This is a genomic window from Microbacterium sp. UMB0228, from assembly GCF_002871415.1.
Lineage (GTDB): Bacteria > Actinomycetota > Actinomycetes > Actinomycetales > Microbacteriaceae > Microbacterium.
In genome coordinates this window covers 97,049-123,514 of record NZ_PNFU01000007.1, presented here as the reverse complement: position 1 = coordinate 123,514, position 26,466 = coordinate 97,049, and the positions used below count along the sequence as shown (strand labels likewise).

24 protein-coding genes and 1 tRNA gene are annotated in these 26,466 nt (G+C 70.4%); 11 read left to right on the top strand and 14 right to left on the bottom strand.

The window, feature by feature from the left end; translation table 11 throughout:
* Nucleotides 1-12 precede the first annotated feature (12 nt).
* The gene (gene recO / locus CJ226_RS15320) at nucleotides 13-756 is read left to right on the top strand and encodes a DNA repair protein RecO (protein ID WP_102209717.1); all 744 of its coding nucleotides are present in this window, start codon (nucleotides 13-15) and stop codon (nucleotides 754-756) included.
* Nucleotides 753-1,553 (top strand): isoprenyl transferase, encoded by an 801-nt coding sequence (locus CJ226_RS15315; RefSeq protein WP_062634275.1) that lies wholly within the window; start codon nucleotides 753-755, stop codon nucleotides 1,551-1,553. Before recO ends, CJ226_RS15315 begins: the two co-directional genes overlap by 4 nt.
* Here CJ226_RS15315 and CJ226_RS15310 read toward each other — a convergent pair.
* Complete coding sequence (locus CJ226_RS15310) at nucleotides 1,496-2,104, bottom strand: AAA family ATPase (protein WP_102209716.1); 609 nt, start codon at nucleotides 2,102-2,104, stop codon at nucleotides 1,496-1,498. The two genes, CJ226_RS15315 and CJ226_RS15310, sit on opposite strands and share 58 nt — an antisense overlap.
* A 52-nt stretch (nucleotides 2,105-2,156) precedes the next feature.
* Between CJ226_RS15310 and CJ226_RS15305 the strand changes: the two genes are divergently transcribed.
* The gene (locus tag CJ226_RS15305) at nucleotides 2,157-2,831 is read left to right on the top strand and encodes a DsbA family protein (RefSeq protein WP_102209715.1); all 675 of its coding nucleotides are present in this window, start codon (nucleotides 2,157-2,159) and stop codon (nucleotides 2,829-2,831) included.
* Between the two features lie 64 nt (nucleotides 2,832-2,895).
* Here CJ226_RS15305 and CJ226_RS15300 read toward each other — a convergent pair whose 3' ends face one another.
* Both CJ226_RS15300 and CJ226_RS15295 read right to left on the bottom strand, forming a co-directional pair.
* Nucleotides 2,896-4,092, bottom strand: coding sequence for a metallophosphoesterase family protein (locus CJ226_RS15300; RefSeq protein WP_180964617.1), 1,197 nt, complete (start codon nucleotides 4,090-4,092; stop codon nucleotides 2,896-2,898).
* A gap of 143 nt (nucleotides 4,093-4,235) precedes the next feature.
* The gene (locus tag CJ226_RS15295; RefSeq protein WP_025103671.1) at nucleotides 4,236-4,730 is read right to left on the bottom strand and encodes a glutathione peroxidase; all 495 of its coding nucleotides are present in this window, start codon (nucleotides 4,728-4,730) and stop codon (nucleotides 4,236-4,238) included.
* 59 nt (nucleotides 4,731-4,789) lie between these two features.
* Here CJ226_RS15295 and dusB point away from each other — a divergent pair, with 59 nt between their 5' ends.
* From dusB to CJ226_RS15270, 5 genes are all read left to right on the top strand, one after another.
* Nucleotides 4,790-5,944, top strand: coding sequence for a tRNA dihydrouridine synthase DusB (gene dusB, locus CJ226_RS15290; protein WP_102209714.1), 1,155 nt, complete (start codon nucleotides 4,790-4,792; stop codon nucleotides 5,942-5,944).
* Nucleotides 5,934-7,319, top strand: a complete 1,386-nt coding sequence (locus CJ226_RS15285; protein WP_060922172.1) for a deoxyguanosinetriphosphate triphosphohydrolase — start codon at nucleotides 5,934-5,936, stop codon at nucleotides 7,317-7,319. Before dusB ends, CJ226_RS15285 begins: the two co-directional genes overlap by 11 nt.
* Complete coding sequence (gene dnaG / locus CJ226_RS15280; protein ID WP_102209713.1) at nucleotides 7,319-9,187, top strand: DNA primase; 1,869 nt, start codon at nucleotides 7,319-7,321, stop codon at nucleotides 9,185-9,187. Before CJ226_RS15285 ends, dnaG begins: the two co-directional genes overlap by 1 nt.
* A 36-nt stretch (nucleotides 9,188-9,223) precedes the next feature.
* The gene (locus tag CJ226_RS15275) at nucleotides 9,224-9,997 is read left to right on the top strand and encodes an ATP-binding cassette domain-containing protein (RefSeq protein ID WP_025103667.1); all 774 of its coding nucleotides are present in this window, start codon (nucleotides 9,224-9,226) and stop codon (nucleotides 9,995-9,997) included.
* Between the two features lie 97 nt (nucleotides 9,998-10,094).
* A tRNA-Asn gene (locus tag CJ226_RS15270) sits at nucleotides 10,095-10,170 on the top strand.
* Between the two features lie 118 nt (nucleotides 10,171-10,288).
* Here the strand turns inward: CJ226_RS15270 and CJ226_RS15265 are convergent.
* On the bottom strand, nucleotides 10,289-11,725 hold the full coding sequence (locus CJ226_RS15265) for an APC family permease (protein ID WP_062634290.1): 1,437 nt from the start codon (nucleotides 11,723-11,725) through the stop codon (nucleotides 10,289-10,291).
* A gap of 44 nt (nucleotides 11,726-11,769) precedes the next feature.
* On the bottom strand, nucleotides 11,770-12,867 hold the full coding sequence (locus CJ226_RS15260) for an alcohol dehydrogenase catalytic domain-containing protein (RefSeq protein ID WP_025103665.1): 1,098 nt from the start codon (nucleotides 12,865-12,867) through the stop codon (nucleotides 11,770-11,772).
* A 114-nt stretch (nucleotides 12,868-12,981) separates the two neighbouring features.
* Between CJ226_RS15260 and CJ226_RS15255 the strand changes: the two genes are divergently transcribed.
* A complete protein-coding gene (locus CJ226_RS15255; RefSeq protein ID WP_102209712.1) occupies nucleotides 12,982-14,394 on the top strand; it encodes a CdaR family transcriptional regulator in 1,413 nt (470 codons plus the stop codon).
* Nucleotides 14,395-14,458: 64 nt separating this feature from the next.
* Here CJ226_RS15255 and CJ226_RS15250 read toward each other — a convergent pair whose 3' ends face one another.
* Together CJ226_RS15250 and def are read right to left on the bottom strand one after the other, a co-directional pair.
* The gene (locus tag CJ226_RS15250; RefSeq protein ID WP_062634293.1) at nucleotides 14,459-14,974 is read right to left on the bottom strand and encodes a septum formation family protein; all 516 of its coding nucleotides are present in this window, start codon (nucleotides 14,972-14,974) and stop codon (nucleotides 14,459-14,461) included.
* A 117-nt stretch (nucleotides 14,975-15,091) separates the two neighbouring features.
* On the bottom strand, nucleotides 15,092-15,658 hold the full coding sequence (gene def / locus CJ226_RS15245; RefSeq protein WP_082802854.1) for a peptide deformylase: 567 nt from the start codon (nucleotides 15,656-15,658) through the stop codon (nucleotides 15,092-15,094).
* 61 nt (nucleotides 15,659-15,719) lie between these two features.
* Here def and CJ226_RS15240 point away from each other — a divergent pair, with 61 nt between their 5' ends.
* Complete coding sequence (locus CJ226_RS15240; protein ID WP_062634297.1) at nucleotides 15,720-16,760, top strand: DMT family transporter; 1,041 nt, start codon at nucleotides 15,720-15,722, stop codon at nucleotides 16,758-16,760.
* On the opposite strand, the gene pgl is transcribed toward CJ226_RS15240, so the two are convergent.
* From pgl to tkt, 6 genes are read right to left on the bottom strand one after another with little or no spacing between them, the layout of a single operon-like run.
* Nucleotides 16,754-17,533 (bottom strand): 6-phosphogluconolactonase, encoded by a 780-nt coding sequence (pgl, locus tag CJ226_RS15235; RefSeq protein ID WP_025103660.1) that lies wholly within the window; start codon nucleotides 17,531-17,533, stop codon nucleotides 16,754-16,756. The genes CJ226_RS15240 and pgl overlap by 7 nt on opposite strands.
* Before the next feature lie 5 nt (nucleotides 17,534-17,538).
* Nucleotides 17,539-18,474 (bottom strand): glucose-6-phosphate dehydrogenase assembly protein OpcA, encoded by a 936-nt coding sequence (locus CJ226_RS15230; protein ID WP_062634299.1) that lies wholly within the window; start codon nucleotides 18,472-18,474, stop codon nucleotides 17,539-17,541.
* On the bottom strand, nucleotides 18,471-20,021 hold the full coding sequence (zwf, locus tag CJ226_RS15225; protein WP_062634302.1) for a glucose-6-phosphate dehydrogenase: 1,551 nt from the start codon (nucleotides 20,019-20,021) through the stop codon (nucleotides 18,471-18,473). The genes CJ226_RS15230 and zwf overlap by 4 nt, the downstream gene beginning before the upstream one ends.
* 20 nt (nucleotides 20,022-20,041) lie before the next feature.
* Nucleotides 20,042-21,649 (bottom strand): hypothetical protein, encoded by a 1,608-nt coding sequence (locus tag CJ226_RS15220; protein WP_025103657.1) that lies wholly within the window; start codon nucleotides 21,647-21,649, stop codon nucleotides 20,042-20,044.
* The gene (gene tal, locus CJ226_RS15215; RefSeq protein WP_062634304.1) at nucleotides 21,646-22,758 is read right to left on the bottom strand and encodes a transaldolase; all 1,113 of its coding nucleotides are present in this window, start codon (nucleotides 22,756-22,758) and stop codon (nucleotides 21,646-21,648) included. Before tal ends, CJ226_RS15220 begins: the two co-directional genes overlap by 4 nt.
* A complete protein-coding gene (gene tkt, locus CJ226_RS15210; RefSeq protein WP_102209752.1) occupies nucleotides 22,755-24,851 on the bottom strand; it encodes a transketolase in 2,097 nt (698 codons plus the stop codon). Before tkt ends, tal begins: the two co-directional genes overlap by 4 nt.
* A 249-nt stretch (nucleotides 24,852-25,100) precedes the next feature.
* Here tkt and CJ226_RS15205 point away from each other — a divergent pair, with 249 nt between their 5' ends.
* Nucleotides 25,101-26,006, top strand: coding sequence for a heme o synthase (locus CJ226_RS15205; RefSeq protein ID WP_102209710.1), 906 nt, complete (start codon nucleotides 25,101-25,103; stop codon nucleotides 26,004-26,006).
* Here the strand turns inward: CJ226_RS15205 and CJ226_RS18495 are convergent.
* Nucleotides 25,952-26,428 (bottom strand): hypothetical protein, encoded by a 477-nt coding sequence (locus tag CJ226_RS18495; RefSeq protein ID WP_231868199.1) that lies wholly within the window; start codon nucleotides 26,426-26,428, stop codon nucleotides 25,952-25,954. The two genes, CJ226_RS15205 and CJ226_RS18495, sit on opposite strands and share 55 nt — an antisense overlap.
* Between the last annotated feature and the right edge of the window lie 38 nt (nucleotides 26,429-26,466).

Sequence of the window (26,466 nt, the reverse complement as noted above, 5' to 3'; positions counted from 1 at the left end):
GATAATCGAAGGGTGCCCACCTACCGAGACGAAGCGGTGATCCTGCGCACCCACAAGCTGGGCGAGGCGGATCGCATCGTCACGATGCTGTCCCGGCGGCACGGCAAGGTGCGCGCGGTGGCCAAGGGCGTGCGGCGCACCTCGTCGAAGTTCGGCTCCCGCCTCGAGCCGTTCATGGTCGCCGACGTGCAGCTCTACGAAGGCCGCTCGCTCGACATCGTGCAGCAGGCCGAGTCGCTCGGGGCCTACGGCACGGACATCGCCGCGCACTACGACCGGTTCACCGCCGCGAACGCCATGGTCGAGACGGCGGATCGGCTCAGCGACGCCGAGGCCACCCCGGAGCAGTACCTCCTGCTCGTCGGCGGGCTGCGGGCGCTGTCCCGCGGCGAGCACGCTCCGCGCAGCATCCTCGATTCGTATCTGCTGCGCGTGATGTCCCTCTCGGGGTGGGCGCCGTCCCTCGAGGACTGCGCGCGCTGCGGGGCTCCGGGGCCGCACTCCGTCTTCGTCGCCCAGCTCGGCGGTCTCGTGTGCCACGCCGATGCACCCGCCGGGAGCCCGCGGATCGCCGAGAAGACCTTGACACTGCTGCGCGCGCTGATCCGCGGCGACTGGGACCTCATCGACGCGGCCCCGCACGCCGACACCGCCGCCGCCTCGGGTCTCGTCGCGGCGTACGCCCAGTGGCACCTGGAGCGGGGCATCCGCTCGCTCGCGCACGTGTCGTTCACCCCCGGAGAAGGAGCACGGTGAGCCCGAAGCCCTACACCCACAAGGACGCCGTGCCGTATCGGCCGATCGACTGGACCGGCGTGTACCCGCCCGCGTTCCCGGCCGTCCCGGAGCACGTCGCCATCGTCATGGACGGCAACGGGCGCTGGGCGAACCGCCGGGGCCTCAACCGCATCGAGGGCCACAAGGCCGGAGAGGAGGTGCTGCTCGACGTCGTCGCCGGCGCGATCCAGGCCGGCGTGAAGCACCTCTCCGTCTATGCGTTCTCCACCGAGAACTGGGCCCGTTCCCCCGAGGAGGTCCGCTTCCTCATGGGGTACAACCGCGATGTGCTGCACCGCCGCCGCGATCAGCTCAACGAGTGGGGTGTGCGTGTGCGGTGGGCGGGGCGCAAGCCCCGCCTGTGGGGGAGCGTCATCAAGGAGCTGCAGTACGCCGAGCAGCTCACCCGCGACAACGACGTGCTCACCCTCACCATGTGCGTGAACTACGGCGGTCGGGTCGAGCTCGTCGACGCGATGCGGGCCATCGCGGCCGATGTCGCGGCCGGGCGGGTGAAGCCGAACGCGATCAGCGAGAAGACGATCCGTCGTCACCTCTACGTCCCGGACATGCCGGACGTGGACCTCTTCCTGCGCAGCTCGGGGGAGCAGCGCACCTCCAACTTCCTGCTGTGGCAGTCGGCCTACGCCGAGATGGTGTTCCTCGACACGCTGTGGCCGGACTTCTCGCGCGAGGAGCTCTGGCGCGCGATCGGGGTCTACCTCTCCCGCGACCGACGCTTCGGCGGCGCCGTGGACACCCCGACCTCGGCCTGAGCCCGCAGCCAGCGCTCCGTCTCGCGCGGATGCGTCAGCCGCACGATCGTGAGATGGGGGAAGCGCTCCTGCACCGAGGGGAAGCGCTCGGACCAGGTTCGCAGCGTCTTCGTCTGCCAGGCCAGGATGCTCTCCTCCGGCGGGGCCCCCAGCATCCGCCAGATCGGCTTCTCGACGTTGCCGTTCCACATCCGGGTGCGGAGGAGGCTGCGGCTCAGGGTGCGCCGGAGCAGACGCGACCGCACCACGCGGTACGGGTAGTCGAGCCAGAGCGCGAGCTGCGCCCTCGGGGTCAGGACCTCGTCAGTGCCCTTGCTCGTGTACTGCCACTCCGTCACCCAGCGCTCCTCCGCGGCGAAGGCGCGCACGTCGTCGAGGAACTCCGCCCGCGGGGTCCAGTCCGGGCCGTGGAACAGGCCGTCGATCTCCACCTGACGGAGGTCCCAGAGGGCGGCGAGCCGTCGGGACAGAGTCGTCTTCCCCGACCCGGTGACGCCCGCGACGAGCACCCGTGTGGGCCGGAAGGGCAGGGGATCGTCGGCGGAGAGCATTCGAGGATTCTACTGACGGAATACGTCGGACGCGCGGACGGTTGACCACGGTGTGACTGAACCCATCGCCATCGACATCTGGTCCGACATCGCCTGCCCCTGGTGCTACATCGGCAAGCGCAACCTCGAGAAGGGTCTCGAAGCGGTCTCCGCCGACGAGGACGCTCCGCAGGTCACGGTCACCTTCCACTCCTTCGAGCTCTCCCCGGACACCCCGGTCGACTTCGACGGCGACGAGATCGACTTCCTCTCCGGGCACAAGGGGATGCCGCGCACGCAGGTCGAGCAGATGCTGGCCAACGTCACGAACGTCGCCGCAGACGCGGGCCTGCAGTACCGGTTCGACCTGCTGCAGCACACGAACACCGTGAAGGCGCACGAGCTGCTGCACTTCGCGAAGGCCGAGGGCCGCCAGCACGAGATGGAGGAGCGGCTCATGTCCGCCTACTTCACCGAGGGCAAGCACGTGGGACGCATCGACGACCTCGTCGCCCTCGCCGCCGAGGTGGGCCTCGATGCCGATCGCGCCCGCGCCGCACTCGAGAGCGAGCAGTATCTCGCCGACGTCCGCCAGGATCAGGCGCAGGCTCGCGCCTACGGGATCCAGGGGGTGCCGTTCTTCGTGGTCGACGGTCAGTACGGCATCAGCGGCGCACAGCCGCCGGCGGCGTTCGAGAACGTGATCCGCGACCTCTGGGCGCAGCGCAGCACGGCCGTCGAGGCCTGACCCGCATCGACAGACGACGGCGGGGACCCCGGGTCGGGGGTCCCCGCCGTTCTGCTGCCCGGGCTCAGAGGCGCTGCTGGCGCGGCCCGAGGGGGAGCGGCTCCATCGGCTGATCGTTCGCCGTCAGGTCGATGCCGAGGTCCCGCGCATAGACGACGCGCGTGGCGATCGTGACCTCCTCGCCGGCCTCCGTCAGCTCGAACACCCGGCCGCCCCGGAGGCGATTGCGCTCCGCGCCGGCCAGACCGTAGGCGCCGAAGCCGGTGCCGGGAGCGTATCCGAGCATCACGCCGTAGTAGTCGCCCATGTAGTCGTTGACGTGGTCGTGGCCGACGAACACGCCCTTCACGTCGCCGCGCTCGAGGATCGCGTTGAACATCCCCGAGTTGAACGGCCCGGGGCACTCGTCCTCGTTGCGCTCCCCGACGATGCCGTGGCGGGCCCTGCCGCGGGCGGCATCGGCCGCCGTGCGGGTGTCCACGCCGCCCCACCACATGAAGCGGTGCTCCCACAGGGCGATGTGGAGGAACATGAGGCCCGGGACCTTGCGCCCTCGGCGCTGCTCCAGCCGCTGCGACTGGTCGCGGTACCAGGCGACCTGGTCCATGCGCAGCCAATCCCATGCCGGGTAGCCGGCGAAGTCCTGGCCGTCGATGGCGTCCGGCGCGTAGCGGCCCGAGTCCATCAGCCAGAGCGCGAAGGCCTCCCGGTTCTTCTTCGCGGCGGAGCCGATCGTCACGATCGTGTTGCTCGTGCCCGTCACGCCGCGTGTGTTCTCGGCGTTCACGTTGTACTCGTACGACCGGTAGATCTGCAGCATCCCCGCCTCATCGACGCCGGACTGCGGCAGCGAGTCCTCGTCGTGGTTGCCGTAGGTGACCGCCCACGGGATGCGACGGGACTCCATCGGCATGACGACGTTGTTGATCGCCTGCTTCACCGCCAGCCGCGTCTCGCACCCGCCCGTGATCACATCGCCGTTGATGACCACGAAGTCCGGCTTCTCCTGGTCGAGCACCTTCTCCATCAGCTCGACGGTGCGGCGGTCGGTGAGCTCGTCATCCTGCGTGTCGTTGAACTGCACGAGCTTGAAGGTGCCGTCCGCGCGGAAGCGCAGGGTGCGCGCCGGGGCCGCGCCGGGCGATGCCGGGACGGTGACCGCGGCGGCAGGAGCGGCTCCGAGGGGGAGGGCGGTGCCGAGCGCGCCGAGCGCTCCGGCCGTGAGGACAGTTCGCCGGCTGAGGGGCAGTCGGTCGGGCATTCGTGGTCTCCTTCGTCTTCGGCGCGTGTCGCCGCGGTGAGACTAGGGACGCCATATGTCCGCGGAGAGACCGGACGGTGAACGACGGCGGCCTCGTCGAGCGCCGGGACGCGGTGCGCGCGTGACGCGGAGGTGAACGACGCTCAGCGCGGGAGCGCGGCCTCGATCGCCTGAACGATCTCCGGAGCGTCGGGCTTCTGCTTCGGGCGGAAGCGCAGCACATCCCCGTCCGGAAGCACCAGGAACTTCTCGAAGTTCCACTCGACGCGGCCGGCCTTGCCGCCGGCATCCGGCGTCTCCTTGAGAGCCTTGTACAGCTCGGCGGCGTTCTTGCCGTTGACCTTGACCTTGTCGTTCACCGGGAAGGAGACGCCGTACGTCGTGGAGCAGAACTCGAGGATCTCGTCGACCGAACCGGGCTCCTGGCCGAAGAACTGGTTGCAGGGGAAGCCGACCACGGTGAAGCCGCGGTCGCCGAACCGGCGCTGCAGCTCCTCCAGCTGCTCGTACTGCGGGGTGAGCCCGCACTTCGAGGCGACGTTCACCACGAGCACCACGTCGGCGCCGAGATCGTCCAGAGTCTTCTGCTGGCCCTGGGCGTCGGTGAAGGGGATGGAACGGAGGGCGGGATCGGTCATATGCACAGCTTAGGTCGCCGCATCCCCACCGGCTCCGGGTCTGGGAGAATGGACACGCCATGACTCTCGCCACCGCCCCCGCCCGCCCCCTCCGCATCGGCCCGATCGACCTCGACGTGCCGGTCGTCCTCGCGCCGATGGCCGGGATCACGAACACGGCCTTCCGACGCCTGTGCCGGGAGTACGGGGCCGGCCTCTACGTGAGCGAGATGATCACCTCGCGCGCGCTGGTCGAACGCAACGAGACCACGATGCGTCTCATCCGGCACCATGAGTCGGAGACGCCGCGTTCCATCCAGCTCTACGGCGTCGATCCGAAGACCATCGCCGAGGCCGTCCGCATCATCGTCGCGGAAGACCACGCCGATCACATCGACCTCAACTTCGGCTGCCCGGTCCCCAAGGTCACGCGCAAGGGCGGCGGTGCGGCGCTGCCGTGGAAGTCGAAGCTCTTCGCCGACATCGTCGATCAGGCCGTCAAGGCCGCCGGCGACATCCCACTCACCGTCAAGATGCGCAAGGGCATCGACCGGGACCACCTCACCTTCCTCGACGCCGGACGTGCCGCGGAGGATGCCGGAGCCGCCGCCGTGGCTCTGCACGCCCGGACCGCGAGCGAGTTCTACTCCGGTCACGCCGACTGGAGCGCGATCGGCGAGCTCAAGCAGGCTGTGACCAGCATTCCCGTGCTGGGCAACGGCGATATCTGGTCGGCCGACGACGCCGTGCGCATGATGGAGGAGACCGACTGCGACGGCGTCGTCGTCGGCCGCGGGTGCCTGGGCCGCCCGTGGCTGTTCGGACAGCTGGCTCTCGCCTTCGGGGGAGAGGGCAAGACGGTCGACGCGACCCTCGGTTTCGTCGCCGACGCCTTCCGCCGGCACGCTGAACTGCTCGTCGAGTTCTTCGAGGACGAGGACCGCGGCTGCCGCGACATCCGCAAGCACGTGTCCTGGTACTTCAAGGGCTACCCGGTGGGCGGCGACATCCGCACGGGCCTCGCCACCGCGTCGAGCCTGCAGGAGATCGACGACCTGCTGGGCCGACTCGACCGTGCGGCTCCGTACCCCGGCGCGGACGCCGAAGGGCAGCGCGGCCGCGCGGGACACCCGAAGAAGACGGCCCTTCCGGAGAAGTGGCTGGAGTCGCGCGAGCTCGCCTCGGCGGCGTCGGAGATGATGCGTGGAGCGGAGATCGAGAACAGTGGCGGATGACCCCCGGGTCGGCGCGCGCGCCGACGGCTACGACCCGCGCGACGCGGAGCGCTTCATCGCGGAGACCCATCGTTCGGAGCGGGACGACTTCGCCCGCGATCGCGCGCGCGTGCTGCACTCGGCGGCTCTGCGACGGCTCGCCGCGAAGACGCAGGTGCTCAGCCCCGCCAGCACGGCCGACTTCGCCCGCAACCGTCTGACCCACTCGCTCGAGGTCGCGCAGGTCGGCCGGGAGCTCGCCGCGGCGCTCGGGGTTTCCGCGGACGTGGTGGACACCGCGTGCCTGAGCCATGACCTCGGCCACCCGCCGTTCGGCCACAACGGCGAGCGGGCGCTGAACGAGTGGGCGGCGGCCATCGGCGGCTTCGAGGGCAACGCCCAGTCGCTGCGCATCCTCACCCGGCTGGAGGCGAAGGTGCTCGACGCCGACGGCTCCTCCGTCGGCCTGAACCTCACGCGGGCGAGTCTCGACGCGACCTGCAAGTATCCGTGGACCGTCGACAGCCCCGTCCCCGACCCGGGCGGCCGGCTCAAGTTCGGCGTGTACCCGGAGGATGAGGCCGTGTTCCGCTGGATGCGCGACGGAGCACCGGGGCGCCTGCGCTGCATCGAGGCCGAGATCATGGACCTCTCCGACGACATCGCCTACTCGGTGCACGACTTCGAGGACGCGATCGTCAACGGCTACGTCGACGTCGCGCAGCTCGCCGACCCGGCGGCGCACGAGGCCCTGCTCAGCCGGATCCAGCAGTGGGTCGGCTACGACTTCACGCGCGACGAACTCGCCGACGCCCTCTACCGGCTCGCCTCGCAGCCGATGTGGCTGGCGTCCTTCGACCGTTCCCGACAGGATCTCGCCCGGCTCAAGAACCTCACCAGCGACCTCATCGGCCGGTTCGCGCGCGCGGCGGTCGCGGCCACCCGGGAGGCCTTCGGGGGCACGCGCCTGGTCCGCTACAACGCGCACGTGATCGTGCCCCGCGTCGTCGAGGTCGAGATCGCGGTTCTCAAGGGGATCATGGGTCAGGCGATCGTCACGATCGATGCCAGGAAGGGCGTCTACAAGGAGCAGCGCCGAGTGCTGAAGCGCTTGGCCGACGCCTTGTGGTCGACCGACACCCTGTGGTCCGCCGGCGCGGATGTGCTGGAGCCCGCGTTCGCCGCCGACTTCGTCGCCGCCGAGAGCGACGCGGAGCGGGCGCGGGTCGTCGTGGATCAGATCGCGAGCCTGACCGATCAGAGTGCGATCGACTGGCACAACCGCCTGGTCGGGGAGATCGACCCGGCGGAGGTCGGCATCTGGACGCCGCGTCATGCGCGCCCCGGCGCGCGCACGCCTGTCGAGAGGCGGCCCGTCGCAGAAGGCGCCCGCTGATGCCCCGCATCCGGCAGGCCGACGTCGACGAGGTCAAGGCCCGCACCAACATCGCGGACATCGTGGGGGAGCGCGTCGCCCTCAGATCGGCGGGGGTCGGGTCCCTCAAGGGACTGTGCCCCTTCCACGACGAGAAGAGCCCCAGCTTCCACGTGCGTCAGCAGGTCGGCTACTACCACTGCTTCGGCTGCGGGGAGTCGGGCGATGTGTACTCCTTCCTCCGCGCGATGGACCACGTGAGCTTCACGGAGGCGGTCGAGCGGCTCGCGGGCCGTATCGGCTACACCCTGCATTACGAGGACGGAGGCGCGGCGCCGGAGACCAGTGGCCGCAGCCGGCTGTACGCGGCGAACACGGCCGCGGCGGAGTTCTTCCGGTCCCAGCTGCTGTCGCCGGATGCGGAGGCGGCCCGCCGGTTCCTCGGGGAGCGCGGCTTCGACGCCGGGGCGGCGGCGCACTTCGGCGTCGGCTTCGCCCCTCGGGGATGGGACGGCATGCTCAAGGCGCTGACCGCCCAGGGCTTCACGCGCGAGGAGCTGAGCACCGCAGGACTCGTCTCCACGGGACAGCGCGGTGTGTACGACCGGTTCCGTGGCCGCCTCGTCTGGCCGATCCGCGACGTGTCGGGGCAGACGATCGGCTTCGGCGCCCGCAAGCTGTTCGACGACGACCAGGGCCCCAAGTACCTCAACACCCCCGAGACCCCGATCTACAAGAAGGCCCAGGTGCTCTACGGGCTCGACCTCGCCAAGCGCGACATCGCCCGCGGCGACCCGCGCCGGGTCGTGGTCGTGGAGGGCTACACCGATGTGATGGCCTGCCACCTCGCCGGGCTCACGACCGCGGTCGCGACCTGCGGCACCGCGTTCGGCGCCGAGCACATCAAGGTGCTCCGCCGGGTCATGGGCGACGACAACGCGTCCGGTGAGGTGGTGTTCACCTTCGACGGCGACGAGGCGGGACAGAAGGCCGCGCTGCGGGCGTTCACGGAGGACGACCGGTTCAACGCGCAGACCTTCGTCGCGGTCGCCCCGGACGGCCTCGACCCGTGCGACCTCCGGCTGCAGCGCGGGGACGCGGCGGTGCGCGGCCTCATGGACGCGAAGCAGCCGATGTTCGAGTTCGCCATCGACCGCAAGCTCGCGGGTTTCGACCTCTCCACGGTCGAGGGCCGGGTCGGCGCCCTCCGTGCCGCGGCCCCGATCGTGGCGGAGATCCGCGACCGCCTGCTGCGCCCCGGCTACGAGCGGGTGCTCGCACGCCGACTCGGCATGGACCCGACCGAGGTGCATGGGGAGGTCGAGCGCGCCGCCCGCGGTGCGCAGGCGGCCGCTCCTCAGGCGCGTCGAGAGGCCGCGCCGCGGGTCGATCCCGCCACGGGCGGGCCGGTCGTCGCGGCCGTGACGCTCGCCAGCCTGCCCCGTTCGCCCGACGTCGCCGTGGAGCGCGACGCGCTCATGGGTGCCCTGCAGTACGGTCACCAGATCGATGCGGCGCTGCTGACGCGAGCCCTCGCGGAGCCGTTCCGCACGCCCGGCCTCGATGCCGTGCGCGAGGCGGTCGCCGCGGCCCCCGACCGCAGCCGCCCCGGCTGGGTGACGGACGCGGTGAACAGCGTGCGCGAGCCGTACCGTTCGCTCGCGGGCGAGCTGCTGATGACGCCGTTCCCGGCACGAGACGAGGCCGGCGCGGTGGCGTCGGCGACGGATCTCGCCCGACGGCTGGTGGTGCGGCAGCTCGAGCGCGAGAAGCAAGAGCTGCTGGGCGCGGTCCAGCGCGTCCCTGCCGACTCCGACGGCGGGCGCGCGCTGCGGGTGCGGCTGCGGGACATCGACGTGGAGCGGCAGCGGTTCTTCGCCGAGTCGTAACCGGAACGGTCCCGGACGAGACGGCAGGATGGACATATGCCCCGCACGCCCGAATCCTCGAATGCGATCGAGTGCTCCGATCTGGTCATCGACCGGATCGGCCACGGCACGCCCAATCGCGCGGTCGACGGCGTGACGTTCTCGCTCGCCCCCGGCGGGCTCATCTGCGTCGCGGGGCCGACCGGCTCGGGGAAGTCGACCCTCGTCGCCGCTCTCGCGGGTTCCACCGATCCCTCGGTGCGCGTCGTCGGCGGCCGGGCGCAGGTCTGCGGCATCGACATCCGTCGTCCGGGTCGCAAGCACCGCATCCTCACCTATCGCACCGGCTTCGTGCCGCAGGGTGCCGGGGCGGACCTGCCGCCGCAGCTGACGGTCAACGAGGTCATCGCCGAGCCGATCCTCATCCGGGAGAAGCGCGTCAACACCCGGGCGCTCTCCATCCGGGTGGCGACGCTCCTGGATGAGCTCCACCTGCCGCTCGGGACTGCCGCGAAGTTCCCCTACGAGCTCAGCGCGGGCATGCGCCAGCGCGTCGCGATCGCCCGTTCCTTCGTGCTGGAGCCGCGGGTGCTCATCGCCGACGAGATCCTCGCGAACCTCGATCTGGAGGTGCGACCTGTCGTCTTCGACGCCATCACCCGGCGCCGCAAGGAGGAGGGGATGGCGGCTCTCCTCGTGACCAACGACGCGGACTTCATCCGGGAGCTGAACGCCGAGACGCTCATGCTGCGCGGGGGCCACGTCGTCGCGCGGGGCGTCGGCAAGGACCTGCTCTGGGTGCCGAATGCGGAGTCGGATTCCCGCCGCTGAGCGCGACACGCCCGAGGGTCGCGGAAGGCGGCCCGGTGTCACGAACAGCGTCTCGAGTTTGCTAAGCTTGACGAGTTGCCCGCACCGCGGCGCACATTCCTCGGTAGCTCAATTGGCAGAGCAGCCGGCTGTTAACCGGCAGGTTCTTGGTTCGAGTCCAAGCCGGGGAGCCAACGAGAGAAGCCCCCTCCACGGAGGGGGCTTCTCTCGTTTCCGGACCGCTCGTCTGCGCCTCGGGACACAGGAAGAGCCCCTCCTCGCGGAGGGGCTCTTCCTGTCGGGGAGGACGGTTCAGCCGACGCCCTCCATGGCGCTCGTCTCGGTGTTGCCGATCCGGGCGATCACGTCAGGGCGACGACGGGCGAGGTAGGCGTACCGGGTGAGCGCGAGAGCGACGGTCACGAGGAACACGTACGGGATCACGTTGTACGGGAAGGCCGGCACGGGCCACACGTTCGCGAAGAAGACGTACGCCATCGTCACGACCGCGACCGCGGCGCACACCTTCACGAGGCCGTTCCGCATCTTCGCCCGCTGCGTGTAGACCACGCACGCGATGGCGACCAGGGCGTAGGCGACCATGTAGCCGTAGGTGCCCCAGGTGTTGACCCAGACGAGGATGTCGCCCGTCGCCGCCCCCGCCACCAGCAGCACGATGTCGACCGTGATCGCCGCGGCACCGGCGAGGATGAGCACGCGGTGTGGCGTGAGGTGCTGCTCGTGCGTGCGGCCGAAGCGCTCCGCGACGACGCCTTCCTTGCCCATCACGTAGACGATGCGGCCGATCACGTTGAGCGGCGCGACGACGACCGCGAAGAACGACGCCGAGACGCCGAACGTGAGCACGGCCGCGAACCAGCCCGGCATGCCGATGAGGGCGGACATGCTCTCCAGCGGGCTCCCGGCGGTTGCGAGGTCGTCTCCGAGGACCGCGATCTGGGTGTAGGCGGCGAAGACGTAGAGCACGCCGACGCCGAGGGCGCTCCACATGATCGCGCGGGGGATCGCCTTGTACGGCTCCTTGGCCTCGCGCCCGAGGGCGTCTGCAGAGGAGAAGCCGACGAAGCCCAGGATGCCCAGCACCATGCCGGACGCGATGCCCTGGAACGACGAGCCGGTCGCGAGCACCTGCGCGGGGTCCCAGGCGGAGGGGCCCGCCCACGCGAGCGCCGCGATGAGGAGCACGAGGATGATGCCGACGGAGAGCAGCTCGAGGACGAGCGAGACCCGAGCGGAGAGCCGGATGCCGCGGATGGTGAACAGCGTCGCCAGCCCGCCGAGCACGATCGCCAGGCCGATGTCCCAGCCGAGTCCCTGGGCGGGGAGGCCCAGCATGCTCAGGAACTGCCCCATGTAGCTGACCGAGCCGCTGAGGGAGGCCGCCGCGATGCCGAAGCAGCCGATCAGCAGCGTCACGCCGGCGAGGAAGGCGCCGAACGGGCCGAGGCCCTTCGACACGTAGGTGTACAGCGAGCCTGCGGAGGCGTGCTTGCGGGCGAACACCACCACGCAGTAGCCGACGCACAGGATCACGATGGTGGCCAGTGCGAAGGCGTAGATGGTGCCGTTCCCGGCGCCGAGGAAGATGGCGGCGGCCGTGAAGGCGATGACGGCGCTGGGGGCGATGTTGGCGATGGCCTGGGCGGCGAGCTCGGGTCCGCTCATGACGCCGGTGCGGAGACCGGCATCCTGCGGAGCGCCGGGCGGGGCGACGACGGTGTCTGACATGGTTCTCCTGGTTTCGGGTTTCAGGGATGGGCCGCGCGCGGCGGTCAGGGGATGAGGAGGGTGCGCAGCGCCGAGCCCCCGTCGAGGTCGTCCAGGGCGGCGGCGGCCTCGGAGAGCGGACGGCGACCGGAGATCAGCGGATCGATCTTGAGCTGCCCGTCCATGTAGCGGTCCACGAGCGCGGGGACGTCGATCGACGGCCGCACCGAGCCGTAGTTCGAGCCGAGGATGCGCTGGTCGGCCTCGGCGAGGACGAGCGGCTCGAACGAGGCGCGTGCTCCCGTGGGCGGCAGCCCGACGATGACGGCGGCGCCGCCGAGTCCGAGCATCTGGATGGACTGCTCGGTCGTGGAGGTGCGTCCGATCGCGTCGAAGGCGTAGTCGACGCCGTCGGGGATGAGTTCGCGCAGCTGGGCCACGGCATCGCCCTGGGAGGCGTCGATGCGGTCCGTGGCCCCGAACTGCAGGGCCATCTGCGTCTTCTCCGGCCGCACGTCGATCGCGACGATGCGCTCGGCCCCGGCGAGTCGGGCGCCCTGGACGACGTTGAGCCCGACGCCGCCGCAGCCGATCACGGCGACGGTCGATCCGGGTTCCACGGCGGCGGTGTTCAGGACGGCGCCGACACCGGTCGCGACCGCGCAGCCGACCACGGCGATGACGTCGAGGGGCGCGTCGTCGCGGACCTTCACGGCTCCGGATGCGGGGACCACGACCTCCTCCGCGAAGGACGAGACGCCCAGGTAGTGGTGCAGCTGCTCGCCGTCGCGGCTCAGCCGGGACGTGCCGTCGAAGAGCACGCCGAGGGGAGCGACCACGGTGGCGACCTTCTGGCACCGGGCCTCGTGCCCGGCGCGGCAGTAGCGGCACTCGCCGCACGGCGGCACCCAGCTCAGCACGACGTGGTCGCCGACGGCGAGCGTGGTGACGCCCTCGCCCAGCTCAGTGACGACGCCGGAGCCCTCGTGGCCCATGACCAGGGGAGCGGCGGCGTCCCACTCGCCGCGCTTGACGTGCAGGTCGGAGTGGCAGACACCGGCGGCGGCGATGCGCACGCGCACCTCACCGGCGCGGGGAGGAGCGAGGTCGACGTCGACGAACTCGATGGGCGACTGGGGGTCGCGGAAGACAACAGCTTTCATGACATCCTTCGGGAAGTGGGGATGCGCACGATGCTAGGAGAGAGCGGAAGCCCTCGGCATCCGACAGAAGCGTGAACAGGGCGGCCGCTCTTCGACAACTTGTATGATCGGAAGGTGGCTCGTGACGTCGCCTCCGTGGCCAGGTACCTCCGTGCGGAGCTGCTGCCGGGCGCTGTCCCCGGAGCGCGGCCGGTCAATGCGGTCCTGCCCCTCGACGACTTCGGTCCGCCGGTGGATCCGCTCCATGCGACGCTCGTCGTGGCCGAGGAGGCCGCGCTCGTCGGCGTCGCCGGCGACAGCCGTGCCGCGCTGGGGGAGACCGTGGTGGTCACGAGCGCCGACAGCCCCCGCCTTCGCGAGGCTCTGCGGGACGCGGGGATCACGGCGATCGTCGGGGTCCCCCTGTCGCCGCCGCTGGTGGTGCCGACGCTGACCTCGCTCCTCGCGGTCGATCAGGCGGCGGAGGCCCGCGCGATCACCTCGGCGATGCGGGTGCTCACCCTGGCGGCGCGGCGCAGCGGCATCACCGGTGTCATCGCGGAGCTGGCGCACCGCATCGACGGGTGGGCGGTACTGCTGGATCGGCATGGCGAGGTCATCACCACCGCAGGAGCAGGGAGCCTGCACATCGATGACGCGATCGCCGTCGCCGTCGGCCGCCCGGTGCGGGTGCGGCATCGCGCTCTGCAGGTGCACCCGGTCGGTCCGGGCCAGGACATCACCGCGCAGCTCGTGACCGCTCCGCGCAACGACAGCTCCGGCCGTGGTCGGGAACTGAGCTCGCAGGCCGCGGCGCTGCTCGATCTCCTGATGCGCACCCGGGACAGCAGTCAGCTGGAGCGCCTCGGCCGCTCCATGATGTTCGAGACCGTGCGCGAGGGAGGGGAGGAGGCCGCTCGTCTGCTCCGCCGCTGGGGCGTGCACGAGCGCGTGCTGGTCGGCTTCGCCCTCGCCTCCCGCACCAGCGGTGTCGACGTCGAGCATCTGCTCGGCCTCTGGCTCGACGAGCTGGGCGCGGAACATGTCTTCACGTCGCAGCGGGGAATCGTCCAGGGCGTCGTGCGCGAAGACCACGCCGAGCAGATCGCGCACCGCGCCAGGGCGTTCGCATCGACGCTCTATCTCGGTCTCGGCCGACCGGCGGGCACGGATGCCCTCGCCCGCAGCATCGACGAGGCGCGACACGCCTGCGAGGCCGCGCGCACCGGAGGCGAACGCGTGGTCCGCTACGAGGCCATCCCGACGGTGTCGTTCGTGCTCGGGGCGCTGGATCCGGATCAGACCACTCGCCTCGCGCGTCTGCTCGACCCCCTGCGCGCGGCCGAGCGGCCGGCCGAGCTCCTCGACACCCTCCGGGTGTTCCTCGCGTGCAACGGGGCGTGGAGCGAGAGCGCGGCGCGACTGCGCATCCACCGGCAGACCCTGACGACCCGCGTCCGACGGATCGAGGATCTCACCGGGCTCTCCCTCTCCGATCCGGACGACCGCGTCGCCGCGTGGCTCGCCCTCCGCGCCTCCGACGGCTGACGAGCCACCGGGACGACGAAGGGCCCCGCCTCGTGGCGGAGCCCTTCGTGGAGACGCGGTCGGATCAGCGCGCGGCGCCCTTGAGCGACCCCTCGACCTGGCCGGCCGGGTCGATGATGATGCACTGGATCACGCGGTCGTTGGCCTGCTCCCACGAGTCCTGGCTGGGGGTGAGCGTGGTCACGTCCAGAGCGGAGTCCTGGTACGAGACGCCGACGAAGGACGTGTACGCGTCGCCGATGCACTCCTCGGACGCGGCGCTGATGGCGTCCTCCGAGTACTCGCCGTCGTCCATCTTGATCTCGTAGAAGACCTCTTCGTCGTGCGGCTCGGAGCACGGCACGACGTTCGCGTCGGTGAGCATCCCGGAGCCGGTCTCGAGCATGCAGTCGCCGAGCTTCACGGAGAAGACGTCGATGTTCGCGCTCTCGGTGACCTGGCCGGTCTCCTCGTCGCGGTCGGCGTCGGCGCGACCGCCGCCGAGAATGCTGTTGATCGCGCTGCAGCCGGTGAGGGCGAGCGAGACGGCGACAGCCGAACCGGTGAGCACGAGTGCGCGACGGGTGCGCGACTTCATCATGGAATATCCCCTTCAGAGCGTGACGCGGGGCATGCTGAATATCCCCGCCGCGAACACGCTATAGTGCCCGGAGTCTATGACGCAACTTGAAGGATGCTGTGCGCCGGCTGAATGCGATCAGCCTTCGAGGTCGTCGACGCCGGGGAGCCAGCTGGCCCCCGGGCGCCCCCAGCCCCGCTTGCGCGCGATCTTCTGCGTGGTCTTCCAGTCGGAGTCCGAGAGGCGATCGATGTAGAGCACGCCGTCGAGGTGGTCGAACTCGTGCTGCATGATGCGAGCGCGCCAGCCGTCCACCTCCAGCGTGACCGGAGCGCCGTCCAGGTCCGTCGCCGTCACGCGGACGCGATCGGAGCGACGCAGCGGGAACCGTTCGCCCGGGAAGGACAGGCAGCCCTCCGACTCCAGCTCGGGGTCGGGCGCGCCCGGCTCCGGGGGCGTCATCCACAGCTCCGGGTTGATGAGCACACCGCGCCAGGGCTGGTCGTCGTCGTCGACGTAGGAGTACGTGTAGATCCGCAGCGGCACGCCGACCTGAGGGGCGGCGAGGCCGACGCCGGGCGCGGCGTCCATGGTCTCGAACATGTCGGCGACGAGGGTGCGGATCTCGTCGGTGATCGCCTCGACGGGGGAGGCGGGGGAGTGTAGGACGGGATCGCCCATGATGCGAATCGGAAGGACAGCCACGTCACAACCCTAGTCGGCGGCACTCTCCGGGTAGGGTCGTACTGTGAGCGCAGGGGTGTGGATGGGGACGGTCGAGGACGTCGGCGACCAGCTGGTCGGAGCGTTCCAGAACCCCGGCCTCCTCCTGGGGATCCCGCTGGCCCTTGCCGGTGCGGTGTTCATGTCGCTCGGCGCGCAGTACCAGCACCGGGGCGTGGAGAAGGTCGAGCGGCTCAGCGGCTCCGACGGCGCCGCCGGTCTCAGCCTCGATCAGCTCAAGCGCCTGTTCACGCGACCGTCCTGGGTGATCGGGACGCTCATGCTGGGCCTCGCGATCGTCTGCCAGCTCGCCGCGCTCGTCAAGGCGCCGCTGATCGTGGTGCAGCCGCTCGGCGCCATCGCCCTGGTCATCACGACCCTGCTCAACGCCCGCATCTCCGGTCACGCCCCCACGAGGCAGTCCCTCACCGCGATCATCGCCTGCGTCGGCGGCATCTTCCTCTTCGTGTTCTTCGCCGCGATCTACGCCACGGAGAAGGAGGTCACGGACCGCGAGCTGTTCGTCATCCTCGCGATCCTGCTCGTCGTGATCATCGTGCTCGGGGCGTGTTGGCTCATCCTCCGGCATCGGATGCGCGCGCTGTTCTACATCATCGGCGCCGGCATCCTCTACGGCTTCGTCGCCACCCTCGCGAAGGTCATCATCAAGCGCATCGAGGCAGGCCAGTTCGAGTGGATCACCGCGGTCTGCCTGCTCGCGCTGCTCTCGGCGGGTGCCGTGGGCGCGTACTTCGTGCAGACCGCCTACAGCTCCGGTCCGCCCGACCTCGTCATCGCGGGCCTGACGGTCGTCGACCCCATGGTGGCCGTCCTCATCGGCATGCTCGTGCTCGGTGAGGCCGCCGCGGCGCCCTGGTGGGTCTTCATCATCTTCGGCGTCGCCGGCGGCATCGCCGTCTGGGGTGTGGTCGGACTCGCCCGGTTCCATCCGCAGGTCCTCAGCGAGAGCCAGGACCTCGGCATCACCCGAGGCAGCGACCCGGTGGCCCCTCCGACCCCGCCAGCGCCGAGCGCGCCGGAGCGGCCGGACACGCCCGAGAGGCGCGACCCCGACGGTCAGTAGGCCTGGTCGATGAGGTCGGGGGAGACCTCGGATGCCGCAGCCTCGTCGACGAAGAAGACCGTCCGCTTGCGCCCCTTGGCACCGGCTGCGGGAACGCTCGTATAGCTCGCACCGGCGAGGGCGAGGCCCAGCGCCGACGCCTTGTCGGCGCCCGTGAGTACGAGCCAGACCCGCTTGGAGGCGTTCAGCACCGGGCGGGTGAGGGTCACCCGCTCGGGCGGGGGCTTTGGGGAGTCCCGCACCGGGAGCGCCGCGGCATCGGTCACGGTGACCTCTTCGCGGTCCGGGAAGAGCGAGGCGATGTGGCCGTCCGGTCCGACGCCGAGGAAGCACACGGCGAAGGACGGCCACGGGTGGTCGTCGGTGCCGAAACGGGCGAGCTCGGCGGCGTACGCCGCGGCGGCCTCATCGAGCTCGAGGCCGCTGTCGGAGCCGGCGACCTCGTGCACGTTCTCCGCGGGGACGTCGATGTGGTCGAGCAGCGCCTCCCGGGACTGGAGGGCGTTGCGGTCCGCGTCGTTCCGCGGCACATACCGCTCATCACCCCACCAGAAGTGCACGAGGGACCAGTCGATCTCGGCCGACCGCGGGTTGTCCCGGACGGCGCGCAGAACGGCGCCGCCCATCGATCCGCCCGTCAGCGCGATGTGCGCCAGCCGTCCGTTGCGCGTACGCGCGCGGACGCGGGTGAGGAAGCGATCGGCGACCCGGAGGGCGAGGGCGGTCGGGGTGGCTTCGACCACGACCCGCTTCTCTGCGGACGATCCCGGCATCGAGGTCACTCTCCTGTCTCGGGCGGACCGAGCTTCTCCCAGCCCTCCGTGATCACTCGACCGTACAGGACGTCGGGGTCGAGCCGGCGCAGCTCCTCCGCGAGGCACTCGCGCAGCGTCCGCCGCGGCAGGTGGAGATCATGGTCGGGCTGGTTCGGCTGGGTGAGCACGGCGAGGCCGGGCGACGGGCGCTCGAGGAGGATGTCGCCGGACTCCCTGGTGAGGCGCACCGACTTGATGCCCTCCTGCCAGTGCTCCGGGTCTTCGTACGACCAGTGCACCGGGACGTCCAGGGCCATCTGCAGCCACGCGGCGAGCAGGGCGGTGGACGGCGAGGCGCTCGCTCCGCGGACCTCGACGGCGGTGATGGTCTCGTACGGCGGCTGGTCCAGCACCGCGGCGAGCTGCTCACGCCAGTGTGTCAGGCGCGTCCAGGCCAGATCGGTGTCACCAGGGGCGTGCGTACGCCCGAGGAGGGCGAGGCGGTCGCGGACGTCGGGCGAGGTGGCGGCGTCCGTGATGCGCCGCTGGGCGATGCGGCCGAGGGGAGACGTCGCCGGGGACGTCGGGGCCTCATCGGGCCACCACGCGACCACCGGAGCATCGGGCAGGAGGAGGCCGGTGAGCAGGCTCTCCTCGTTGCTCGCGGCATCGCCGTGCGCATGCAGCACGACGACCTCGCTCGCACCGGCGTCGCCGCCCACACGGATCTGCGCATCAAGGCGGGACTCGCCGTCGCCGGTGGTCAGCACGATCACGCGCATCGGATGCTCGCGAGAGGCATCGTTGGCGGCGTCGATCGCGGCTTCCGCGACGCCCTTGCGGGCGGAGATCACGAGCGTGAGGACGCGACCGAGGGCGACGGCACCGCCCTCCTCGCGCACCTTGACGAGCTGCTTCGCGACCTGGCTGACGGTCGTGTCGGGAAGGTCGATGATCACGGGCGTCTCCAGACTCGTCCATCGCGGGCCAGCAGGTCGTCGGCCGAAGCCGGTCCCCACGAGCCGGGCGCATACTGCTCCACCGGACCACTCTGCGCGGCCCAGAACTTCTCCACCGGGTCGAGGATCTTCCAGGAGAGCTCGACCTCCTCATGCCGCGGGAACAGCGGCGGATCGCCCAGCAGGACGTCGAGGATCAGGCGCTCGTAAGCCTCCGGGCTCGCCTCGGTGAACGCGTGGCCGTAGCCGAAGTCCATCGTCACGTCGCGGACGTTCGTGCCGTTGCCCGGCACCTTGGAGCCGAAGCGGATGGTCACGCCCTCATCGGGCTGGACGCGGATCACGAGGGCGTTCTGACCGAGCTCGGAGGCGTTGCCGCGGCCGAACAGGTGCTGCGGCGCACGGTTGAACACCACGGCGATCTCCGTCACGCGACGGCCGAGGCGCTTGCCCGTCCGCAGGTAGAACGGCACGCCCGCCCAGCGCCGGGTGTCGATCTCCAGCTTGATGGCCGCGTACGTCTCCGTCGTCGATTCGGGGTTCATCCCCTCCTCGTCGAGGAAGCCGGTGACCTTCTCGCCGCCCTGCCAGCCACCGGCGTACTGTCCGCGCGCGGTGGCGAGGGAGAGATCCTCCGGCACGTGCACCGCGGCGAGGACCTTCTCCTTCTCGGCCCGCAGATGCTCGGCGGAGAGGCTGATGGGCTCCTCCATCGCCGTGAGCGCGAGGAGCTGGAGCAGGTGGTTCTGGATGACGTCGCGTGCGGCGCCGATCCCGTCGTAGTACCCGGCACGACCGCCGACGCCGATGTCCTCGGCCATCGTGATCTGCACGTGGTCGACGTAGTTGCGGTTCCAGATCGGCTCGTACAGCTCGTTCGCGAAGCGCAGCGCGAGGATATTCTGCACCGTCTCCTTGCCGAGGTAGTGGTCGATGCGGAAGATCGAGTCGGCGGGGAACGCCACCTCGAGAGCCGCGTTGAGAGCGCGAGCCGACTCGAGGTCGTGCCCGAACGGCTTCTCGATGACGACGCGCCGCCAGCGCTCGTCGTCATCCGCGTCCTCGCCCACGAGCCCCGAGTCCTTGAGCTGCTTCGCGACGAGCGGGAAGTCCTTCGGCGGGATCGAGAGGTAGTAGGCGTGGTTGCCCATGGTGCCGCGTTCCACGTCGAGCTTCTCCACGGTCTCCCGCAGCTTGCGGAAGGAGTCCGGGTTGTCGAACTCACCGGAGACGAAGCGGATGCCCTGGAGCAGCTGCGTCCAGGTCTCCTCGCGGAAGGGCGTGCGCGCATGCTGCTTCACGGCGTCGTAGACGACCTGGGCGAAGTCCTGGTCCTCCCAGTCGCGGCGGGCGAACCCGACGAGCGCGAAGCCCGGGGGCAGGAGCCCCCGGTTCGCGAGGTCGTAGACCGCCGGCATGAGCTTCTTGCGGGACAGATCACCCGTCACACCGAAGATCACGAGGGCGCTGGGTCCCGCGATCCGGTTGAGACGACGATCGTCGGGGTCGCGCAGCGGGTTGTGCCCGCGCGAGATGGGAACAGACATCGGTGGGGGCTCTCCTGCGGTTACTTCTGTGCGGCTTCGAAGAGGGCGAGCACGTCGTCCGAGGACTCGGTGATCGTCAGCGAGACGACGGGTCGTCCGTGCTCCGCGAGCACGCCCGCGTCGCCGGCCGCCTGCGCCTGGATGAGCTGCCCGAACGTGAACGGGCGGTCAGGGATCTCGAGGTCCACGTCCGTGCGCTCCAGGATCTGCAGGAACACGCCCTGGGCGGGGCCGCCCTTGTGGTACTGGCCCGTGGAGTGCAGGAAGCGCGGTCCCCATCCGAACGTGGTCGGACGCCCCGAGTCGGCGGCGACCAGCTCGCGCAGGCCCTGGAGCTGCGGCACCTCGAGGCGGTTGACGTAGGCCTGGATCGACACGTAGCCGTCGGCGGGGAGCTGGGCCCAGAGGGCGTCCAGCACGCCTTCGACCGTGCCCGACACGGCGAGGGCGGGATCGGAGACCCGGACCTCGACGCCGTTCTCGACGAACGCGGGCGCCGTCGGCTCCGGGCGGGCGTCGAGCAGGCCGCGGGCGGCGACCTTGGCCGACTCGACGTCGGGCTGGTCGAACGGGTTGATGCCGAGGAGATGCCCGGCGATGGCCGTCGCGTACTCCCAGACGATGAACTGCGCGCCGAGTGTGCCGCTGACGAGGATCTCGCCTTCGTGCCGCTCGTGCAGGTGGAACTCGTTGGCGTCGTCGACGAGACGCACGATCTGGAGGTCGGCGGGGACCGGGTCGAGCTCCGGCGAGACCGGGAGCAGGACGACCGGGAGGATGCCGGTGCCCTCCTTGCCCGTGGACTCGGCGATCAGCTGCTCGATCCAGTCCGGAAGCCCCTTGATGTGCGTGCCGTCGGTGATCAGACCCAGCTTGTCGCGACGGGGGCTCGTGGCGGCGATCGCGGCCCCGAGTCGGAGCGCGGGGTTGTCGGCGGAGTCCACGGCCACCTCGAGCAGGGAGGCCTCGGCCTCGTCCAGGAGCTCGTCGATGTCGACGCCGGCGAGTCCCGACGGCACGAGGCCGAAGGCGGTCAGCGCCGAGTAGCGGCCGCCCACGTTCGGGTCGGCGTTGAAGACGCGGTAGCCGGCCTCGCGCGCCGAGGCGTCGAGCGGCGAACCCGGGTCCGTGACCACGACGATCCGCTCGGTGGGGTCGATGCCGAGGTCGCGGAAGGCGGCCTCGAAGGTCCGGCGCTGCGAGTCGGTCTCGACCGTGGAGCCCGACTTCGAGGACACGACGAGGACCGTCTCGGCGAGACCCTCGTCGAGCGCGGCGAGCACCTGTCCCGGGGCGGTGGAGTCGAGGATCGTGAGCGGGACGCCGGACGTCTGCGCGATGACCTCGGGAGCGAGCGAGGAGCCGCCCATCCCGGCGAGGACCACGCGGGTGACGCCCTTCGCGGCGAGCTCCTCGCGCAGTGCGACGATCTCCGCGACCAGCGGGCGGGAGACCGAGACGGCCTGGACCCAGCCGAGCCGGACCGACGCCTCGGCCTCGGCGGCCGGACCCCAGAGCGTGGCGTCGCCACCGGTGATGCGGGAGGCGACGAGGTCGTGGACCAGGGCCGGCACGGTCTCCTCGATGGCGACGCGCGCCGCGCCCGATGCGTGGATGGCGAAGGTCATCGCTGGGCCTCCAGAGCCTCGGTGACCTGCGCGAGCAGGTCGTGCCAGGAGTCGATGAACTTCGCGACCCCCTCCTCCTCGAGCACCTCGGTGACGGCGTCGAAGTCGACGCCCACCTCGGCGAGCCCGGCGAAGACCTCGCGGGCCTCCTCGTAGCCGCCGGTGATGGTGTCTCCCGTGACGACGGCGTGGTCGAACGTCGCCTCGAGGGTCTTCTCCGGCATCGTGTTCACGACGCCGTCCGCGACCAGTTCGGTCACGTACAGCGTGTCGGGGAGGTTCGGGTCCTTGACGCCGGTGGACGCCCACAGCGGGCGCTGGACGTTGGCGCCGGCGGCGAGGAGATCCTGCGCGCGCTTCTCGGCGAACGTCTTCTCGAAGAGCTCGTAGGCGAGTCGGGCGTTCGCGAGGCCCGCCTTGCTCTTCAGTGCGGCGGCCGCGTCCGTGCCGATCGCGCTCAGGCGCTTGTCCGTCTCCGTGTCGACCCGGGAGACGAAGAACGAGGCCACGGAGTGGATGGTGGACAGATCGATGCCCGCCTCCTTGGCGCGCTCGAGTCCCGTGAGGTACGCCTCGATGACCTCGGCGTAGCGCTCCAGGCTGAAGATGAGGGTCACGTTGACGCTGATGCCGTTCGCGATCGCCTCGGTGATGGCCGGGAGGCCGGCCTTGGTCGCCGGGATCTTCACGAGGAGGTTGGGGCGGTCGATCCGATCCCAGAGCTCCTTGGCCTGCGCCACGGTGCCGTCGGTGTCGTGGGCGAGGTCGGGGGAGACCTCGATCGACACGCGTCCGTCGACGTGGCCGGACTCCTCCCACACCGGGCGGAAGACGTCGAGCGCGGCACGGACGTCCTGGGTCGTCGCGGCGAACACGGCGTCCTCGGCCGAGGCTCCGGACGCGGCGAGCTCGGTGACCTGCGCGTCGTAGGACGTGTCGTTCTTGTCCGTGATCGCGTTCGCGAAGATGGTGGGGTTCGTGGTGACGCCCACGACGTTGCGCGACGCGATCAGCTCCGCGAGGTTGCCGGAGGAGATCCGGGTGCGCGAGAGGTCGTCGAGCCAGATACTGACGCCGGCGGCGGCGAGCTGGGCGGTGGGGGTGCTCATGCGTTCTCCTTGATGGTCTCGCGGGCGGCCGCGACGACGGCCTCGGTGGTGATGCCGAACTTCGCGAAGAGGGTCTTGTAGTCGGCGGAGGCGCCGAAGTGGTCGATGCCGACCGACCGGCCGCGGTCGCCGACGATGCCGCGCCACGTGAGCACGGAACCGGCCTCGACCGAGACGCGGGCGGTGACGGACGACGGCAGCACGCTCTCGCGGTAGGCCTCGTCCTGCTCCGCGAACCACTCCAGCGAGGGGGCGGAGACGACGCGGACGTTCACGCCCTCGCCGGCGAGCACCTCGCGGGCGTTCACCGCGAGCTGCACCTCGGAGCCGGTGGCCACGATGATGACGTCCGGCGTGCCGTTCGGCGCCTCGGCCAGGACGTAGGCGCCCTTGGCGGCCTGGGCGGCCGAGGCGAAGGTATCGCCCGAAGCCTCGCCCTCGCCGCGGGGGAACACCGGGATGTTCTGGCGGGTCAGCGCGATGCCGGCCGGGCCCTCGTGGCGCCGGAGGATCTCGAGCCACACGGCGGCGGTCTCGTTGGCGTCCGCGGGACGGACGACGGCCAGGTTCGGGATCGCGCGCAGCGTCGCGAGCTGCTCGATCGGCTGGTGCGTCGGACCGTCCTCGCCGAGGGCGACGGAGTCGTGCGTCCAGACGAAGACGCTCGGCACGTTCATCAGCGCGGCCAGGCGCACGGCCGGACGCATGTAGTCGCTGAAGATGAGGAACGTGCCCCCGAAGGCGCGCGTGGGCCCGTGCAGCACGATGCCGTTGACGATCGCACCCATGGCGTGCTCGCGGATGCCGAAGTGGAGCACCCGGCCGTACGGGGTGCCCGACCACTCGTGGGTCGACCACTCGGCGGGGATGAAGGACGGCGCGTCCTTGATCGTCGTGAGGTTCGACTCGGCGAGGTCGGCGGAGCCGCCCCAGAGCTCGGGGAGCTGCGCGGCCAGCGCGTTGATGACCTGGCCGGACGCGGCGCGGGTGGAGACGTCCTTGCCGGCCTCGAAGGCGGGGAGCGCGTCGGCGATGTCGGCGGGGAGCTCGTGGGCCTCGACGCGGTCGAGCAGGGCCTTGCGCTCGGGGTTGGCGGCCGCCCAGGCATCGAACGACTCCTGCCAGGCGGCGCGGGCCTCGGCGGCGCGCTCCGCGAGGCCGCGCGTGCGCTCCAGCACCTCGTCGGCGACGACGAAGGTCTGCTCCGGGTCGAACCCGAGGACCTTCTTGGTGGCGGCGAGCTCGTCGGCTCCGAGCGCCGATCCGTGGATCTTCCCGGTGTTCTGCTTGCCGGGAGCCGGCCAGCCGATGATGGTCTTGAGGATGATGAGCGACGGCTTGTCGGTCTCGCCCTTGGCCGCCTCGATCGCGGCGTGGAGCTCGGCGACGTCCTCCACGTACTCGCCGGTCTTCTTCCAGTCCACGGTCTGCACGTGCCACCCGTAGGCCTCGTAGCGAGCGGCGACATCCTCGGTGAAGGCGACGTTCGTGTCGTCTTCGATGGAGATCTGGTTGGAGTCGTAGATCGCGATGAGGTTGCCGAGCTGCTGGTGGCCGGCGAGCGAGGAGGCCTCGCTGGTGACGCCCTCCTGCAGGTCGCCGTCGCCCGCGATCACGTAGACGAAGTGGTCGAACGGGCTCGTGCCCGCTGCGGCCTCGGGGTCGAAGAGGCCGCGCTCGTAGCGGGCGGCGTATGCGAAGCCGACCGCCGACGCGAGGCCCTGGCCCAGCGGGCCCGTGGTGATCTCGACGCCCTTGGTGTGGCCGTACTCGGGGTGCCCGGGGGTCTTCGAGCCCCAGGTGCGGAGTGCCTTGAGGTCGTCGAGCTCGAGCCCGAACCCGCCCAGGTAGAGCTGCACGTACTGCGTCAGCGACGAGTGGCCGACCGACAGGATGAAGCGGTCGCGGCCGAGCCAGTCGGTGTCGGTCGGGTCATGCCGCAGCACCCGCTGGTAGAGCAGATAGGCGGCGGGAGCCAGACTCATCGCCGTGCCGGGATGACCGTTACCGACCTTCTCGACCGCATCGGCCGCCAGGATCCGGGCGGTGTCCACCGCGCGTCGATCGATCTCGTCCCACTGCAATTCCGACACGTTCATGCCCTTTCCGACAGTTTCGAGGGCGCCGGTATTCCCTGGCGCATCCGCAACTTCCCTGGCGCATCCCGCATCGTCCGGGAGACGGGCGGGGTTGTGCGCAGCACCGGGCGCGCGAGTGCTCTCAGCATAGCGGGGACGGTCCCGGCGACTGAGGGGTGGAAGGCGCGGAACGCGTCACGGCGTGTCATACACTGGAGAGGTTGTCCGGTAACGCGCGCGGAGGAGGCGATCGAGATCTCGACGATGTCTGATCAGACCGTACGGAAGTCGTCCATCGGTCGCACGGTGAGCGCCTACGTCACTCTGACGAAGCCCCGGGTCCTCGAACTCCTCCTCGTCTCGACCGTTCCGGTCATGTTCCTCGCGCAGGGCGGACTGCCGGATCTCTGGCTGGTCCTCGCGACGGTCATCGGCGGATCGATGAGTGCCGGTTCGGCCGGCGCGTTCAACATGTACCTCGACCGCGACATCGACGCGCACATGCACCGCACGGAGAACCGGCCGCTCGTGACCGGCGAGGTCAGCCCGCGTGGCGCCCTGATCTTCTCGTGGACGCTCGCGATCGTGTCGACCGTGTGGCTCTGGTTCACCACGAACCCGCTCACGGCGATCCTGTCGGCCTCCGCGATCTTCTTCTACGTCGTGATCTACACGATGATCCTCAAGCGCCGCACCGAGCAGAACATCATCTGGGGTGGCATCGCAGGGTGCTTCCCGGTCCTCATCGGCTGGTCCGCCGTCACCGGTTCGCTCGACTGGCCGGCCTTCATACTCTTCCTGCTCGTCTTCCTCTGGACGCCGCCGCACTACTGGCCGCTGTCCATGAAGTACAAGGACGACTACGACGACGTCGACGTGCCCATGCTGGGCGTCACCCGCAACGCGTCCCAGGTCGGCCTGCAGGTCATCCTGTACGCGTGGGCCACAGTCGCCTGCTCCCTGTTGCTGGTGCCGATCGCCGACATGGGCCTCGTCTACACCGTCTCCGCCCTGGTGTTCGGCGGCTGGTTCATCTACGAGTCGCACCGCCTGTACAACCAGGCAGTGCGGGGGACCGAGGCGCGGCCGATGCGAGTCTTCCACGCCTCGATCACTTACCTGACGCTGCTGTTCGTCGCCGTGGCGATCGACCCGCTGCTGCCCTTCTGATCCTCGTCGGCCAGGGGCTCCGCGGACGCAGGCTCCGCCTCGACATGCGGCTCTGCATCGGCGGTCCGGAGAGCGGGCTCCTCGCGCGGGATTGAGACCGTCTCGATCGTCTCGTCCTGGATGATCCGCACCTCCTGCTCGACGACCGGCGCGGCGGTGACGGGGGTGGCGACCAGCGTGCGCGCGGCGACGAGGCCGAGCGACAGGAGCAGGCCCACCAGGCCCGCACCGAGGACGACCGCGCCGACGACGACGAGCGACTGACCGACGTACACCTCGACACCGGTGGCGGTGCCGTCCATCAGGGTCGTGGTCATCGTGCCGACCTGTCCAGCGATCATCCAACCACCGACCCCGACCGCGGCGAGCGAGACGACGATGAGGAGCCAGAACCCGGCGCTGCGGGTGAGTGTCTTGTTCATGTCGACCACGATGGTCGATGCGGTGATGAGGCCCCGAT